We start from the raw sequence: 17,233 nt of genomic DNA, 5'->3' as shown, positions 1-17,233 counted from the left end.
TCAGCTTCAAAAAGACATTAAATCATGATTAATGTCTGATAAACCTGGTTCAAACCCTTGATTTTCCAAATTTCCTCAAATAAAAATAGGAGTATCGGTTGAGCAAAGAAAAACTTAACCGCTCCCACAAGTTCTAATTACTGAAAACAAGTCTTTTAGGAGGAAATTATGGCAAGTATTAAACTCTCTGAACTGCAAGCGACTGGTTCTGAATTATTCCAAGATTCCGAAAGCTTTCTCAACGAAATGAGCGATGCCAATTCCATTTCTGTTTATGGTGGATATAACAGCGACGTGAGTGATGCTTCCACACTAACAAAATTGGCTGAAGCCTTTGTGAATGTATATGGCATTGGTCATATCGGTTACTTAGCTAAGTCCTACAGCGACAAGGGTTACTACTAAATAGTTTTGTCCTTCCCCATTCCGCAAGTTCCAATTACTGAAAACAAGTCTTTTAGGAGGAAATTATGGCAAGTATTAAACTCTCTGAACTGCAAGCAACTGGTTCTGAATTATTTCAAGATTCCGAAAGCTTTCTCAACGAAATGAGCGATGCGAATTCCCTTTCTGTTTATGGTGGATATGACAGCGACGTGAGCGATATGTCCACATTAACAAAATTGGCTGAAGCCTTTGTGAATGTATATGGCATTGGTCATATCGGTTACTTAGCTAAGTCCTACAGCGACAAGGGCTACTACTAAATAGTTTTTTCCTTCCCCGTTCCGATACTTGTCGGGTTTTGCGGGGAAAGGCAAAGGGGAAAAGGGGAAGATTAAACCTTAAACTTAAACCTTTTCCCAAATCAACTAACAATTTTTAGATTATTAACCGAGCAGTATTGCTTCCCCATTCCGCAAGTTCCAATTAGTGAAAACAAGTCTTTTAGGAGGAAATTATGGCAAGTATTAAACTTTCTGAACTGCAAGCAACTGGTTCTGAATTATTTCAAGATTCCGAAAGCTTTCTCAACGAAATGAGCGATGTCAATTCCATTTACGGTGGTGGACATCACAGCAACGTGAGCGATATGTCCACATTAACAAAATTGGCTGAAGCCTTTGTGAATGTATATGGCATTGGTCATATCGCTTACTTAGCTAAGTCCTACAGCGAGAAGGGCTATTACTAAATAGTTTTGTCCTTCCCCATTCCGCCAGTTCTCATTACTGAAAACAAGTCTTTTAGGAGGAAATTATGGCAAGTATTAAACTCTCTGAACTGCAAGCAACTGGTTCTGAATTATTCCAAGATTCCGAAAGCTTTCTCAACGAAATGAGCGATGTCAATTCCATTTACGGTGGTGGACATGACAGCAACGTGAGCGATATTTCCACATTAACAAAATTGGCTGAAGCCTTTGTGAATGTATATGGCATTGGTCATATCGCTTACTTAGCTAAGTCCTACAGCGACAAGGGTTATTACTAAATAGTTTTGTCCTTCCCCATTCCGCCAGTTCTCATTACTGAAAACAAGTCTTCTAGGAGGAAATTATGGCAAGTATTAAACTTTCTGAACTGCAAGCAACTGGTTCTGAATTATTTCAAGATTCCGAAAGCTTTCTCAACGAAATGAGCGATGTCAATTCCATTTCTGTTTATGGTGGACATCACAGCAACGTGAGCGATATGTCCACATTAACAAAATTGGCTGAAGCCTTTGTGAATGTATATGGCATTGGTCATATCGCTTACTTAGCTAAGTCCTACAGCGAGAAGGGTTACTACTAAATAGTTTTGTCCTTCCCCATTCCGCCAGTTCTCATTACTGAAAACAAGTCTTCTAGGAGGAAATTATGGCAAGTATTAAACTTTCTGAACTGCAAGCAACTGGTTCTGAATTATTTCAAGATTCCGAAAGCTTTCTCAACGAAATGAGCGATGTCAATTCCATTTCTGTTTATGGTGGACATCACAGCAACGTGAGCGATATGTCCACATTAACAAAATTGGCTGAAGCCTTTGTGAATGTATATGGCATTGGTCATATCGCTTACTTAGCTAAGTCCTACAGCGAGAAGGGTTACTACTAAATAGTTTTGTAGTGAACGACTGAGTTAGGTGGCTCTCCTGGGGTTAACGGTAACAGTAATTTCTGTGATAGACATAAGTTGATCATATTACCAATAAACCGGGAGAGCCAATAAAAAAATTTCATTTTAGCAGAATTAAATAAATGGCACGAATTATCATTGCTGATCTGCATCCCATTGATTCAGAAGTTTTTCTCAAGGAACTGACTAATCAGGATTATCAAGCGGTGTTTGGTGGTGAAGATAAATATCGTCCTCAGATTCTAAATTTTGGTGTGAAGACTCTTGAGTTTATGCTTTTGATTGCAGCTATCGATGCTATTTCGTTTCTCACGGATTCATTCAGAAACCAAGATTAAGAATAAAACACCCTAGCATCTATTTATTTACCTATAATTTTCTACTGAGAATGAACATGATTACTAATAAATTGGGTATGCGATCGCTAATGGAATAGTCTCATGGTGTATTGATGGTTTATTGACACAAAAGCCATTTTACAATCGTTTCATCATCATTTAAAACCATGCCATTTCTTTTAAGTTCTCAAACCGTTTTTCCTTATCTCATTTCCCAAGGACTGTGTACTCAGGAAGAACAGTCATTGAGTAAAATTGAGCTAAAATCTGCTAAGAATTTTAATTTATTAGTTAGCTTGCCCGATGGCCGTCAGTTGCTGGTAAAGCAAGAACGTCTCAACCGAGAAGGTAAAACTCGTGGTGAGTTTTTAGATGAATGGCAAGTTCATAATTTTTTCCAGACCTTTCCAGAAATCAGTCATCTGCGCTCGTCTTTATCAGAAGCCATTCATTTTGATGCTGAAAACTCTATCATTATTTTCAATTATCTCAATGACTATCGTGACCTAGCAGAATTTCATGCTAAAGAGAATTTATTCCCTACTCAAATTGCTCGGTCGATTGGAGAGAATTTAGCATCAATTCATCGTTTAACTCTAGAGCGTCAAGAATATCAGCAATTCTTCCAAACTTCGGAAGTGACGATCAAGCAGACAAATCCTAACTTGGCTGGGGGGTTAAATAGAATTACTCCAGAAATGTTTGGTTTAGTTCCGTCCGATGGGTTGAAATTCTTTGCACTTTATCAACGTTATGATAATCTGGGAAAAGCGATCGCAGATTTGAGTGAGGCTTTTAACCCTTGTTGTTTAACTCACAACGATCTCAAACTCAACAATATTCTTCTCTCCTTAAATTGGGAAACAGCAATATTTCAAGAATCTTTCTTGGATGAAAAGATTATTCGCTTAATTGACTGGGAACGTGGTACTTGGGGAGATCCGGTCAGTGATTTAGGCGCAATCATCGCTAGTTACTTACAAATCTGGCTATATAGTATGGTAACTAGTAAAACAGTACCGATTGAAGAGTCTTTACGTTTAGCGGCAATTCCCTTGCATCTGCTACAACCTTCAATAGCAGAATTGGTTACTGCTTATTTAGCTAACTTTCCCGAAATTTTAGAGCGTCGTCCTGATTTCTTGCAATTAGTTGTGCAGTTCAGCGGGTTCTCTTTAATTAGGTCTATTCAAGCGAAACTGCAACATGAAAGAACCTTTGGTAATTCGGGTATCTGCATTCTCCAAGTGGCCAAGAGTTTATTGTGTCGTCCGCAAGCATCTATGACCACAATTTTTGGGATGGAAGCTTCAGATCTAATACCCACAAGCTTATCAATACCTGTCACCTAATACTATTAGGACTTACGCAAGTGTCACATCAAACATCTCTTGTATGGTGCGCCAGACTGCATAAATCCTGTCAATAAACAAATTTTTAACATCTGACACACCCTAATAAATATGCCAGTTGCGTAAGTCCTGACTATTTTGGATTTTGGATTTTAAGTAGGTGGGAAGAGAAAAACCGTAGACGCGGAGCGGCTTCTCGAAGAGTAGTATGTCACGAAAAGTAAAATTGCCCGAAACTTCTTCCCTGTTCCCTGTTCCCTTGTCATAACGACAATTTTTAACGCCAACCTACTTAGATTTCGCCCTGTTCCCTGTCAGCTTTAAACCCCTAAACCCTACAAGCCATGCAACTATTAGATTCACTACAGTCTCAACTTTCACAACTGCCCCAGCAATTGCAGACATCATTACAAGATATTGTCAATAACATTGAAATTGAATCTCACCACTGTATCAAGCATCCAAATTACAAATCGTTAGAATTGCCAGAGTCAGTTGTCTCTCGCTTTGAGAAGTTACCATTAGAGATGCAGCAACAGCATTTGAAGTTACAATTGCGTAATTTTCTATACAGTGCTTATTATAACGTTGCTTCACAACCTATCCTCAGTCCTGAGCAAGAGGAAACAAATGGTAAATCTGACCCAAATCTCGAAAATAAGAGTTTATTCGGCGTAGATTTAGAATTCTATGATCGCTTACATACCAGGAACAAAAGTGAAGGCTACTGGAGTCATAACTGGCAGGTAGTCAGGGAAGAAACAGATGGCACTTTGGCAGTGCATAAAAATGGGTTAACACTGCACGTTGATCCAAACTGGCATCTGTTACCAACACACCACGGAGTAACTGTTGGTAAGTTTGTATCTATCAAAATGCCGAAGAATTTGGTGCAAAATGGATTTTATATGGCTGTAGCTAATGCAGGCTCCCAAAATAATCATGAGATTACGCGAATTTACTTTAACTTAACTCCAGAAGGGGCCGCAGCCGTTATGGAAAGTTTAACAGAACAACTAAATAATATCGGCATTTCTTTTTCGTTTAAAGCCCTATATAATCCTTCCGATTATCGACGTTATGATTCAGCCGTTCTTTACTTTAACAAAGGCAAATATGAGGTAGTTCACCCAATTTTACAAAAAATCTATGCGGAAAATCAATTCTATTTTCAGGAGCAAGTACCTTTATTTACTAAGCTGTTAGCACCGGGGTTAGCTTGCGCTGAAGAACCAGAGCAAAAATTTGGTGAGCAAGAAAGTTTTGGTACGCATCGCTGTCAAATTATCGCTAATGGTTTAATTGCTGCTTGGCAGCAAGGTGATGATAGCCCAGAAAGTCGTATGGCCTCTATTTTTAAACATTTTTCATCACAGAAAATTCAATTACAATGTCCTTATCTCAATCCCAGGTCTAAGGATGTTTACACTCCTTTGTTTTAGTTGTACGCAAGCCTTCAGCATTCAACTCTGGATCTGAATGCTGAAGATTTTAACATCAGTAGCGTTGATAAATTAGTTTAGCTTCTCATTTTAGAGGTAATGGTATGATTCAAGAAAATTTTGAGCAAAATCAACAGCTAGATAAGATTTTTAAACATTCACAATTTCAAGAAATTATCAAAGCTATTATTTTTGGTAAATATTCCTGGGCTTGTGTTTTATTCCTCCATTATTCTGGATGCGATCCTCTAGACTACATCCCCCAGGAAACTTATAGCCAATTAGTCCAGGACAACTATATCTTTACTGGAAATAATCATGATTCAACCCCTGATAAAAAATTGAAATTTCCTGGCATACGATTAAGCTGGATTAAGTTTATTAGCGATAAACATAGCTCAAATTAATTAAATTCTTTGATTCTGCTGATTGGCTATTACGTGAACAAAAAGATCCCCGATTTCTTAAAGAAGTCGGGGATATAAATGGTATTGCTAGTAGGACTTACGCCAGTATCACATCAAACAACTCTTGTCGGGTGTGTCAGATGTCAAAAATCTGTTTATTGACAGGAGTTATGCAGTCTGAAGCACCCTACTAATATGCCAGTTGCGTAAGTCCTAGCTAGATTAAATTTAGCTGGCTTCACTCAATATTTGTGGAGAAGATTGATAATTTTTATCTTCTTCTAACTGGGCGACAATTTCTAACGTGTTCACCTGTTGATTTAACCAATTTGTAAATAACTCTCCCATAATTTTTAAGCGCATCTGTTCATTTAACTGGGGTTTGATAATTTCTTCAACCATAATGATATGCGCTCCTTTATGTGTAATGATTGGTTTGAGAATCTGGGGGGGGGTAGCAGCAAAAATGGCCGCAGCAATTTCTGGTCTAAAATCGCTACGTTGTCGGATACCTTGATATCCTCCAGCACGACGAAGTTCTGGATTTTGGATATATTGACGAGCGATTTGGTGGAAACTTATTTCTCCTTCTTGCAGAGCATAAAATATTTCCAATGCTAAATCTTCATCATCTAATATGACTTCATATGTCACTGCTGCTGTGTAGTCGAGTTGGTGAGCATAAAAAAACGGTTCCACTTTATCTGCAAATAAATGATTTGCTAACTTTGCAGAAAGTAAGTTGGTATAGGCTATTTCTTCAAAGTTATCCAAAGAAAGATAATGTTTGTTTAACCATGTCCACGTTTCTTCTGCTTTAATCAGTTTGTTGGCTAATCGTAGGTTATCTGCTGCTTGTTGCAGTTCCTCTGTTTCGATCTCAATACCCTCTTTATCAGCAATATCAGCAATAATTTTTCTGGCGGCGATCGCTTCTAGGATATTAGGAATTTGGCACGATATCTTAATATGGTAAAGAATATCTACAGGAGAAACACTTATAACTTTTGACATGATCTAATTCCTCCACTATTACCAAAAGGTTGGGATTCCCGACTTTTAGATCAGTCAGGAATCTTATTGTTAACGATAGCTAATTACTAAAGGTCTAGACCATTGTTTTGCAGCTTTTTGAATGGATCTAAGATAAAATCAATAACGCGACGTTGACGCACAATAACTTCTGCGGTTGCTGTCTGACCTGGTGCTAAAGGAATACGTTTGTTACCAGCTTGGATATAAGGTTGTTCCAAGGCAATTTCTAACTGATATGTTTCTAAGCGATTTGGGCTATTTTCTGGAACTTTGGCATCAGGTGAAATCCAGGTAACACGCCCTTGGGTAACACCATATTCTTGGAAAGGATAAGCATCAAACTTGATTTTTACTGGCATTCCTACCTTCACAAAACCACTTTGTTGACTGGGCATTTGTGCTTTCAAAATTAAAGCAGCACCTTTGGGTGCAATTTGCGCTAACATTTGTCCTGGTTGAACAACAGAACCAGGCTTTTTAACAGGTAATTCAAAGATTGTGCCATCAATCGGCGATCGCACTACTCGCTGTTGTAACTGCAACTCCAATGATTTAATCTGACTCTTGGTTTGAGTAATTTCTGATTGCAGTGACGTAATTTGCGTCTGCAAATCTTTAAGCTGTTCCTGATTTTTCAGCAGTGTTAATTTACCTGCTTGCACTACACTTTGATAGCTACTTTCCTGTTCTTGTAAACGCAGTTTTGCCTGTTGAATATCTGATTGAGCTTGACTCCTAATTGAGTTATATCGGCTTAACTCTTCCTGTAGACGCAACTGAGCCTGTTTGATATTAGCTTTAGCTTCTTCCTCCAACCTTTGGCTGTCTTCTGCCGTCTTTTCTAATTCCACAAATCTGGTTTGAGGAATTGCACCTTCCTGTAACAGTAGACGATAGCGAGAAACTTCTAATAAATCTCGATTCAAACGACTTTTAGCTAAACGATGGGCAATTTCGGTAGAATTTATGTTCTGTTTTACTTGCTCAACTTGAGCAAGTCTTTCCAATCCTTGCAAATGGTATGCACTTTGTTTAGCATCTACGTTTTCTCTTGCTTGATTAAGTTGAGCGAGTTTTTCTAATTGTTGAGACTGATTTTGTTGTTCTTGGATATTTATCGCCAGTAATACCTGATTTTTGAGTAATTCTAATTGTGCTTGACGATTCACTAAACCTTCTATTTTAGCCTGAGTTTGTTGCAGTTCTGTTTGCAAAAGTTCGGATTCAATTTCCACTAAAACCTGTCCGGCTTTAACGGTTGTTCCTTCTTTAATATTGACAGCAATAACACTCCCAGTAACTGCACTATCTAATTTTTGGGTTGCACCTTTGGGTTCTATTCTGCCACTAGCATTTCCAGTTTCATCAACTTGGGAAAACATTGTCCAAGGTAAGGCTACTGCTGTAAAACTAATCAGTAAATACAGCATGGAGCGTGTCCATACTTTCGGTAAAGCATCTAATAATTCTTCAGTACCATAAAACCAATCATTCTCTTTGGTTGCTGTCTGTTTTTCATGTTGAATACCAGAAGAATGAGCCTGTTCTGATATAACAAAGGCTGATGATGAATTGTAAGTTGATTGTGGCATAACCAATCTTGGATGAAGAGTATAAAACTTGTTGCTAAAGTGGAAAAATGATTAATTAAACGCCAATTTATGTGCAGAAAAGCCCTTTGTACATTCATAAAATTCTGTTGTAAGTAGAAAGGCACAAAAAAACAGGAGTATGTAACGAAAAGTAAAATTGCCCAAAACCTCTTCTCTATTGCCTTTTGCCTTGTCATAACGACAATTTTTCACACCCACCTACTTAAATGGAACATATAGCAGGAGTCAGGAGTAAAATCCTTTTGTAGTGGGAGTTTCATTATCAATTGATGTCCTAACCACCCTGTCCATGGCTATACATATTAGAGACGTTGTATGCAACGTCTCTAGATTTCGGTTGGAGATTAATTAAGGTGACAGGGGAGGAAAGGGAGGCATCTTCCACTGTTAACTGATTTAGCCTGTCGCCGCTAGTTGTTGTTGATTGAGATAGTAATAATGTCCTCTTTTGGCGATTAATTCGTCGTGAGTACCGCTTTCAACTAAAACGCCGCGATCTAAAACTATAATCAGGTCAGCATGACGCACGGTGGAAAGGCGATGAGCAATAATTAAACTTGTGCGTCCTTTGAGGATCTTTTTGAGATTGTTCTGAATAATTCGCTCAGATTCAGCATCAAGATGACTGGTAGCTTCATCTAATATTAAAAGGCGCGGATTTCCTAATAATGCACGAGCTATAGCTAGACGTTGACGTTGTCCCCCTGATAACATTCCTCCACCTTCACCAATTTGGGTTTCATAACCCATAGCCATGCGTTTAATAAACTCATCTGCGCCTGCCATTTGTGCTGCTTCTATAATTTCTTCTAGGGCAGCTTCTGGATGAGCAATGCTAATATTTTCCCGAATTGTACCGCCAAATAAAAATGTATCTTGGTCAACAACTCCTATTTGCGATCGCAGTGATTTTAGAGAAATACTAGTCACATCTTGATTGTCAATCAATACTCTGCCATCAGTCGGCGGATATAAACCCAAAATCAACTTAGAAAGAGTGGTTTTTCCTGATCCACTTCGTCCCACAACTGCTACAGTTTGTTCAGGTAAAATTTCAAAACTCAGATTTTCTAGGATGTTAATATCGCTTTCTGGATGATAACGAAATGTTACTTGATCAAAGTTTATTTTACCCCGCAATCTGGGTAAAACTTGACGGGGCTGGACTGCTAAATCTTCTTCTACTTCTGCTTCTAAAACATCATTAATTCTTTCGGTGGAAACAATTACTTCTTGTAGTTGATTCCACAACACAATTAACCGCTGAAAAGGTTGAATAATGTTGCCTAATAACATATTAAAAGCAACTAATTGTCCAATGGTTAATTGATTTTGAATCACTAACCAAGCTCCAAACCATAGCAATCCTGTACTAGCTAAAGATTGAATTGTGGAACTAATAATTTGTAGTTGGTTACTAATTACCTGAACGCTGAAATTTTTCTTGGTCAATTTATTGAGCAATTCTTCCCAACGCCAGCGTACTGTTTGTTCAATAGCCATTGAGCGAATGGAAGAAATTCCCGACAAGCTTTGAATTAAGTAACTATTTTCTTGAGTTACTGCACTAAATACCTCACGGCTAATGCGTCTTAAAAAAGGTGTAGCAAACAGGGCTAGAAATACAAAAGGTGGTACAATTGTTAACACTAACAAAGCCATGGGTGGACTGTACCAAAACATCAAACCCACATAGATAAAGACCGTCACCAAATCTAAAATAATAGATAGTGCTTCACCAGTGAGAAACCGCTGAATTTTTTGATTTTCTTGGACGCGAGAAACGATATCCCCAACGTAACGAGATTCAAAAAATGACAGAGGTAAACGAAATGTGTGTTTGATAAAACCTACCATCAAGGCTACACCAATTCGGTTAGCTGTGTGGTCTAATAGATATTGTCTGAGTCCATTAATGACGACACGAAATAAGCCAAAAATTAACAATCCAAACCCAACGGTGTTTAAGGTAATGGTGCTACCTTGAACAATTACTCTGTCTAATAAGAGTTGAGTAAATAAAGGTGTCACCAGTCCAAATATTTGAATTAACACCGAAGCTGCAAATACTTCTAGCAGTACCTGGGAGTGAGGTTTAACTAACTCAAATAACTGCCAAAATGGTGTATTAGCTTCTGGGGTTTCTTTGAGTGAGTTTGTCGGTTGTAATAACAACGCATAACCAGTCCAACCGGCTTTAAATTCCCCGATAGTGAGGTTGCGTTGACCGATAGCAGGATCAGCAACTATTACCTGTTTTTTGGTGATTTCATAGACGACGATGTAATGTTTACCTTCCCAGTGAGCGATCGCTGGTAGGGGTTGTTGTGCTAATTTATCTAAACTGGCTTTCACTGGACGAGTAGCAAAGCCAATACTTTCAGCCGCAGCAGTTAAACTCTGCATCGATGCACCAGCACGGTTAACATTGGCAAGATCCCGCAAGCGATTAATGCTGAAATTCTTCCCCCAATAACGGCTAATCATCACTAAGCAAGCTGCACCACAGTCTGAGGCGCTTTGTTGTTCAAAAAATGGGTAACGTTTGCTAATTCTACGCCACCAATTGCCAGCGGTGACGGTGGGACTAGGAAAGTATTTTTGGTGTTGTTTGGGCTGTGGTTGAGGTTGTATTCTCGGTTGGGGAAATTGAATTACATTCCGACTTTTGGGCTTAACTTCGCGCTGTATTGGTGCGGGAATTGGTATATTTTCTGCTTCAATTAAGGTACTTAGTTGCGGCCAGTGTTGTAGTGCTGTTTGCCAATCACTATGACGTAAAATGTAGGCTATGGTTGGTTGGTTTGCTTGCCAATTTCCCTGTTGGGGATTTACAAAAATATTACCAGGTGTTAATTTTGTCCCCTGAGAATGTTGTAATTCTCCCTGACGCACTAGCAACAGTTTACTATCTTTGGTGAGTTGGGTATTTAAGGAACCAATTTCTAAATTTTGTTTTGCAAATAGGGATAATGCTGTTAAGATTTCCTCTGTTGATTCATGACGAGGAATAGCAGAGTTTTGGCACAATAACAGCAGTGTATCCCAAAGTTCTGCCTGATGGAGTAGGCGCTCAGATACGGCGGAAAATTTATTAATTACCTCCTGGGGCAGATAACCTATTTTTAAATTAACAGAAGCTCTCGCTACATAATCACTAAACTCTTGTTCGGGAAACAACGTCAACTCCCCAAAGGATGAACCAGATGTCAAAGTGGTAATTAAATTATTTTCACCATCTAATAGTCTGACTTTACCAGCCAAAACAAGATAAATTCCCGGTGCTGCGGTTGTCGATTGCCAAAATTGTTTGGCTATTGGCGGCTCAATAATTTCTAATGCTTGGATACAAGTTTCTAGGTCTTGATTTGACAGAGACTCGCCCAAAGCGTGGGTGATTTGTGCAGCTAACTTTTCATGAGAAAACGCTGATGTCATTTTCTTACCTCCAAATATTAGTTATTGGTCTGAATCAAATTAAATGACCAATTAAAACTAGGTTCGGAGCGAGATTGCAAATCGCAAATCGTGATACTAGCATCCTGATTTTGCAGAGTTTGGGGTTGGGGGGAACTTTTGCGTTTGGTAGAAAGTCCCATTTGTTTAAGTAGGCGATTAATATGGCGATCGCTAATTTCAATCCCTAATTCATTTGCTAAATGTTTACTCAACCATTGAGCAGTCCAGTAACCAAAAGCATAGCCATATTCACGGGGACTATGACTCACCAATTCTTTCAATCTCTCAATATATTGATTATTAACAGTCTTTGGTCTACCTATCCTTCTTTCATTCCATTTATGAGCCATACCAGCCTCAGCTATACCAATCCAATACCGCGCCATCTCCTGAGAACAACCAATTATTTCACAGATACGAGATTGAGATTTACCCATATCTGCTAACAACATAATTTCAATGCGTCGTCGATATTCTGGTTGTAAATCAGCTTGCAAATTTTTTAACAGCGCCTTACGCTGAAAAGCCGTTAAAAACTTGCTCTCGTGTGCATCATAAAGTTCAGAAACTTTGTCTTTTTGAGAAGAGGATGACATAATTCTTACCAGTTGCTGAATACTGTGAAATTTGGGCAAAAACTTGGGTAAATTTATCCCTGACATCTGTTTTTAAAATCCAGATGCAAAATTTACAAACCACTTCAAGCCGACTAAATATTTATGAGGTGATGTGCAAATAACGCTGGTTTAAACAGCAGGTTATGATAAAACACCTATCATTAGTAGCAATTCGTAAGTCCTCATTCATAATTGGTTTTGAATAGAGATTTCAACCCTAACCAAAACGAGGCTGCCTATAGAAAAAGCAAATTCTCAGCAGTCTTTAAATTATGAACTATGAATTATAAATTACTCATTATTTTGACCCTTGCGATGCAACTTGATACAGCAACTTTCAACTATTTAAATTTGTTGAGTTTTGATTAACCAACAATAATGAGGTAAAACCTGTTCCAATTGAAGCCTAAAACTTTTTAAGTTCAGGCAAGGAAGCAACCTATTTCTTAACACTAGCCTAACACTAGTATTTTCTCATCAGCAGATTTTCATAAATCTGAACTTTTTGGACAGAAAAATTCAAAGAAAAGCACAGAGTTAATCTAATACTGTTCGGGGTTTTGCAGCTTGTAGTTTTTATTTACTCTGGACCGGGAAAAGCTTACTGGGTTTGGGTTAAAGGTTTTTTATTTCCCTTTCCCGTAAAACCCGACAAGTATTTAGAGTTAATCGCTATCTGTGTTTAGCCACTATTATTCATTTCCAAATTTTCCTGCATCTTCACTGAAAGTTTATGTAAGGTCTGAATTCCTTGATTGCATCTTCATAATAATCTTACATCAAATTTATATTTTTTGCTCCAATACTTTAGTTTGATAAAATTGGACAATTTAAAATTATTAATCAATTTGATCTAATTTATTTAAAATTTTATTCAATTGTTAAACGAGTGTTGAACAAGAGTATAAAAATAAATGGTTTTTACCTAATAAAGTAGATAGACCTCTACCTTGCGAAATAAACATATATTCTATTACCATCGGAAATCTACTAATTTTTATCTATCTATAGTATGAGAGTTTTTAGCTATTTGAGTAACCTCTTAGTTACAGGTAAATTTAATTAATAAATCTAACCTTAGATGAATAATCAAACAATAAATATAGTGTAGATATTTACTAGATATATTTTCTACTTCTTTGAGAAATCGGGAATCTTCAGTTCAGGTACTTGCAAAAAAAAAGAAGCTGAGAAATTTTTCAGCTTCCAGTATATGCTATATAAATTGCCAATTTATACAGTAGAGTTAATCCTGTTGGGGAGAAATAGGATTAATATAATGGGACTAGAAGTGTAATAGTTCAAACTGCTACCAGCCATAAGGAAGATTTCACCGTAACTGTTCAATTTCCCACAACAGCGCCGATGCTGAAGTTTATAATCAAAAACTAACACCTAAAATAGTAGAAGAATTTTGATCACAATCTCAAATTTCGGGTTAGCCACTACCCCAATTTGTAATTGTTCAAACTTAGTAGGAAAAAGAACCACCAGTAGTTACGGTTCATCTGTCTTGGTGTAAAAGGCAAGCATTTAGCTGTCAGCATGAAGCCTAAAGGTAGGCTAGTTCAACAGCTATTAGTGTTGTTATTTATAATTTATAGGATTTTACGGGTGTATATTTGCCATTCTGGCAGAATCTTACACTGAGTTTGGAGATAGATAACAAATATAAAACCTCTCTCCAAACCTCTCCCCTTGTAGGGGAGAGGCGTTGACTCCCACTTCCCTGGTAGGGAAGGGGGCTGGGGGGTTAGGTCTATCTTATTCTCACATCTAAATCAAATTAACATCCCCGACTTCTTTTTTGATCTGTCACCTATTGACATCAATAATATTAGAAGTCGGGGATGTGGTTTCTGGCAATTTTGATGATGTGAGAATTTCCAAGCAAGATTTAAATTATCAAAATCATTTTTCTGACAGAGAAATTTAAGCCTGTAAATCCTGATTCAGATATTACACTTCCGCATAATGTTCCTGTTCTCGTTCCACAAAAGTCTGTACACGGTGGCGATAACTTCTCAAACTATCATCTACCCAATCGCGATCGCTGCTGTTAACAAATAAATGTACCAATGGTTCACTGGCATCGGGTAGAACTAACACCCAACTATCATCATAAGGTTGACAAATTTTCACTCCATCAATCAATTCCAAATTTTGCGCTGGGTGAGTTTCCACCAAATAACGCATCAACGCCCCCTTAGCAGTCCAGGGACAACGAATAGTATAATTTCTGTAGATAACGCGGGGTAATTCTGAGCGCACAGAAGCAAGCGATCGCTCTTGAATTGTCAGCATTTCAATCAACTTAGCAATGCAGAACATCGAATCAAAACCCGGATGCAATTGTGGGAAAATAAAACCCGTTTCCCCACTTCCACCCAAAACTACATTGGGATTTTTTTGACAAGCCTCCATTAAAGCAGTAGGATTAGCTTTGGTACGGATTACCTTACCATCATGACGACGCGCCACTTGTTCCACCGCACTAGAAGCATGAACCGGCACAACCACCGAACCTCTAGGATTAGCAGTTAACATCATTTCCACCATCAACGCCGTCAGTATTTCTCCCCGCACCGGGTAGCCAGACTCATCAACTAAAATCAGTTGTTCACCATTAGCTGATACCTGCACCCCAAAATTAGCCTTCAGTGCTTCCACCACATGACCCAACTGAGTCAGCAAACCTTCCCGGCTAGTAGATGTCATTGCGGTTTTATTCACACTCGCATTTAACACCACCGCATCAGCACCAAACTTATCTAACATTTGCGGTAACACCGCCCCAGATACCGCATAAACATAATCAATAACTACCTTTGCTCGGCTGTTACGCAAAGTTGCCACATTTAAAAGCTTTTCAAAAGCAGTGCAGTAACGATCAATCACCTGGCTAGGATATGCCACATCGCCAATTTCATGACTTTGCGCTCTCCGCATATCTTCCTTAAAATAAGCCCCCTCAATTTTCTTTTCCTGAGCTTTAGTGATATTAATGCCCTTGCTATCCATGAATTCAATCAGGATATAATCAGGGCGATCTGGATGTACCCGGACATGAATACCCCCAGCAACTCCCATTGTGGGAATAACTGTTCTGGTGATGGGAATAGCTGTCGAGTCAAGATTTTGAATATCCACACCCACCGACATCAACCCAGCAATTAAAGAACGAGTTACCATCCGCGACACATTCCGCTGATCACGGGAAACAGTCACCTGAGAACCAGGCTTCAAAGTCGAACCGTAAGCAGCACCCAATTTGACCGCAAACTCCGGGCTAATGTCAATATTAGCTAAACCTTGTACCCCGCGTTGACCAAATAAATTTCTTTGAGCAGTGTTACCCCAAATCAGGTTAATGTTTAAAACAGCACCTGATTCAATCTTTTTACTCGGCCAAACCCGCACACCTGGGCTAATTTGCGCCTCTTCTCCCACCGTAGAAAGCGAACCCACTACAGCAGCTTCTAATACATGAGCGCGTCTATCAACACGAGTCCCACGGGAAATTACACAAGCTGATAATTGTGCTTCATCTCCTATAATCGCTCCATTCCAAACTATTGGCCGCTTTAAATTCGCATCTGCACCAACAGTCACATTATCACCAATTACTGTCCCATCTTCAATTTGTACTCTCGCGCCGATCCGGCAATTATCACCAATCACCGCTGGAGTTTCAATTCTAGCTGTTGGATCAATATATGTGTTTTGACCGATCCACACACCAGCAGAAATTTCTTGATAGGGAAAATCTAGTTTTACCTTCCTGGCTAAAGCATCATACTGGGCTTGCCGATAAGCATCTAAATGACCAACATCACACCAGTAACCTTGGGCTACATAACCATAAATTGGTTCATTTTTTGCCAGCAGTAAAGGAAATAAATCTTTGGAAAAATCAGTTTCAGTGTTTTCTGGTAAATATTCCAAAACTTCTGGTTCTAAAATATAAGTACCTGTATTAACAGTATCGGAAAAAATTTCGCTGGTTGAAGGTTTTTCCAAAAATCGTTTGATGCGTCCTTCTTCATCCGTAATTACTACGCCAAATTCAATTGGGTTGGGAACACGGGTTAAAATTAAAGTAGCTTTTGATTGTTTTTGTTTGTGAAATTCAATGGCTGCTGTCAGGTCAAAATCTGTGATACTATCGCCGCTGATGACTAAAAAAGGTTCATCCAAAAGTTCAGCAATATTTTTAACACAACCTGCTGTCCCCAATGGTTGATCTTCTTCAATAGCATAAGTCATCTGTACGCCAAAATCACTGCCATCTTGAAAGTAATCTCGCAGGACATCCGGTAAATAATGCAATGTGGCAATGACTTCTGTAATGTGATGTCGTTTGAGAAGATTGATAATATGTTCGGCAATGGGTCGATTTAAGATAGGAACCATTGGTTTGGGTAAATCGCAAGTCAAGGGACGTAAACGTGTCCCCGACCCACCTGCCATTAGTACTGCACGCATAAATCCTCCTATTTACAGCCTTGACTGCATCGAGATTCGTTATAAAATTTGGCTGTTCTTTCTTTAGTCTCCTATGAATGTTGATCTTTGAGGAACTTCCACAAGAAACATCTACTCAAAATTAAGTAAATTTACCCAAAAAAGTATTTGGCTGGTTTGGATAAAATCAAGTAATATCATCATCGAGTAACAAAATTATCATATCTGTATTTGGGCAACGTCTTCGTATAAAGTGCTGGTAATTAGGAAAAAACAGTTAGCAATCAAACCAAACTTATCCTCAGTAATGAGCAAGACTTGATATAAAACAGAAAAACAGGATAAATTTAAGATACTTCTATATTTTTATGAACACCGCACTGTTTCCGATGACTGGCAGCAATCTGTGATACTAATCTAAAGTAGAATCAAGTGACTCCAAAGCCA

15 protein-coding genes are annotated in these 17,233 nt (G+C 38.5%); 10 read left to right on the top strand and 5 right to left on the bottom strand.

Features of this window, described 5'->3' with window-relative positions; genetic code table 11:
- Window positions 1–168: 168 nt before the first annotated feature.
- The 10 genes from H6G06_RS02965 to H6G06_RS02920 all read left to right on the top strand — a co-directional run bounded on the left by H6G06_RS02965 (window position 169) and on the right by H6G06_RS02920 (window position 5,598).
- Window positions 169–405 (top strand): hypothetical protein, encoded by a 237-nt coding sequence (locus tag H6G06_RS02965; RefSeq protein WP_190556897.1) that lies wholly within the window; start codon window positions 169–171, stop codon window positions 403–405.
- A 65-nt stretch (window positions 406–470) separates the two neighbouring features.
- Entirely contained in the window at window positions 471–707 is a 237-nt protein-coding gene (locus H6G06_RS02960; RefSeq protein WP_190556895.1) for a hypothetical protein, read from the top strand.
- Between the two features lie 194 nt (window positions 708–901).
- Entirely contained in the window at window positions 902–1,135 is a 234-nt protein-coding gene (locus H6G06_RS02955; protein ID WP_190556893.1) for a hypothetical protein, read from the top strand.
- 65 nt (window positions 1,136–1,200) lie between these two features.
- Window positions 1,201–1,434: a hypothetical protein gene (locus tag H6G06_RS02950; protein WP_190556891.1), complete on the top strand. Its 234-nt coding sequence runs from the start codon at window positions 1,201–1,203 to the stop codon at window positions 1,432–1,434.
- A gap of 65 nt (window positions 1,435–1,499) precedes the next feature.
- Complete coding sequence (locus H6G06_RS02945) at window positions 1,500–1,736, top strand: hypothetical protein (protein ID WP_190556889.1); 237 nt, start codon at window positions 1,500–1,502, stop codon at window positions 1,734–1,736.
- Window positions 1,737–1,801: 65 nt separating this feature from the next.
- Window positions 1,802–2,038, top strand: a complete 237-nt coding sequence (locus H6G06_RS02940; protein WP_190556889.1) for a hypothetical protein — start codon at window positions 1,802–1,804, stop codon at window positions 2,036–2,038.
- A gap of 143 nt (window positions 2,039–2,181) precedes the next feature.
- Window positions 2,182–2,397, top strand: a complete 216-nt coding sequence (locus tag H6G06_RS02935; RefSeq protein WP_190556887.1) for a hypothetical protein — start codon at window positions 2,182–2,184, stop codon at window positions 2,395–2,397.
- 167 nt (window positions 2,398–2,564) lie between these two features.
- A complete protein-coding gene (locus H6G06_RS02930) occupies window positions 2,565–3,749 on the top strand; it encodes a phosphotransferase family protein (RefSeq protein ID WP_190556885.1) in 1,185 nt (394 codons plus the stop codon).
- 344 nt (window positions 3,750–4,093) lie between these two features.
- Entirely contained in the window at window positions 4,094–5,191 is a 1,098-nt protein-coding gene (locus H6G06_RS02925) for a T3SS effector HopA1 family protein (RefSeq protein ID WP_190556883.1), read from the top strand.
- A gap of 104 nt (window positions 5,192–5,295) precedes the next feature.
- Complete coding sequence (locus tag H6G06_RS02920) at window positions 5,296–5,598, top strand: HetP family heterocyst commitment protein (protein WP_190556881.1); 303 nt, start codon at window positions 5,296–5,298, stop codon at window positions 5,596–5,598.
- Between the two features lie 228 nt (window positions 5,599–5,826).
- Here H6G06_RS02920 and H6G06_RS02915 read toward each other — a convergent pair whose 3' ends face one another.
- The 5 genes from H6G06_RS02915 to H6G06_RS02895 all read right to left on the bottom strand — a co-directional run bounded on the left by H6G06_RS02915 (window position 5,827) and on the right by H6G06_RS02895 (window position 16,807).
- Complete coding sequence (locus H6G06_RS02915; protein ID WP_190556879.1) at window positions 5,827–6,612, bottom strand: peptidylprolyl isomerase; 786 nt, start codon at window positions 6,610–6,612, stop codon at window positions 5,827–5,829.
- Between the two features lie 86 nt (window positions 6,613–6,698).
- Window positions 6,699–8,225 carry a beta-barrel domain-containing protein gene (locus H6G06_RS02910; RefSeq protein WP_190556877.1) on the bottom strand — a complete coding sequence of 509 codons (1,527 nt, stop codon included), beginning with the start codon at window positions 8,223–8,225 and terminating at the stop codon, window positions 6,699–6,701.
- A gap of 417 nt (window positions 8,226–8,642) precedes the next feature.
- Window positions 8,643–11,684, bottom strand: coding sequence for an ABC transporter transmembrane domain-containing protein (locus H6G06_RS02905; RefSeq protein ID WP_190556875.1), 3,042 nt, complete (start codon window positions 11,682–11,684; stop codon window positions 8,643–8,645).
- A gap of 17 nt (window positions 11,685–11,701) precedes the next feature.
- Window positions 11,702–12,301, bottom strand: coding sequence for a helix-turn-helix domain-containing protein (locus tag H6G06_RS02900; protein ID WP_190556873.1), 600 nt, complete (start codon window positions 12,299–12,301; stop codon window positions 11,702–11,704).
- A gap of 1,980 nt (window positions 12,302–14,281) precedes the next feature.
- Window positions 14,282–16,807, bottom strand: coding sequence for a mannose-1-phosphate guanyltransferase (locus H6G06_RS02895; RefSeq protein ID WP_190556871.1), 2,526 nt, complete (start codon window positions 16,805–16,807; stop codon window positions 14,282–14,284).
- Between the last annotated feature and the right edge of the window lie 426 nt (window positions 16,808–17,233).

The organism is Anabaena sphaerica FACHB-251, from assembly GCF_014696825.1.
In the GTDB taxonomy this organism is placed as follows: Bacteria; Cyanobacteriota; Cyanobacteriia; order Cyanobacteriales; family Nostocaceae; genus RDYJ01.
The sequence above is the reverse complement of the archived record's forward strand: the minus strand, read 5'-3'. Positions and strand labels throughout refer to the sequence as shown.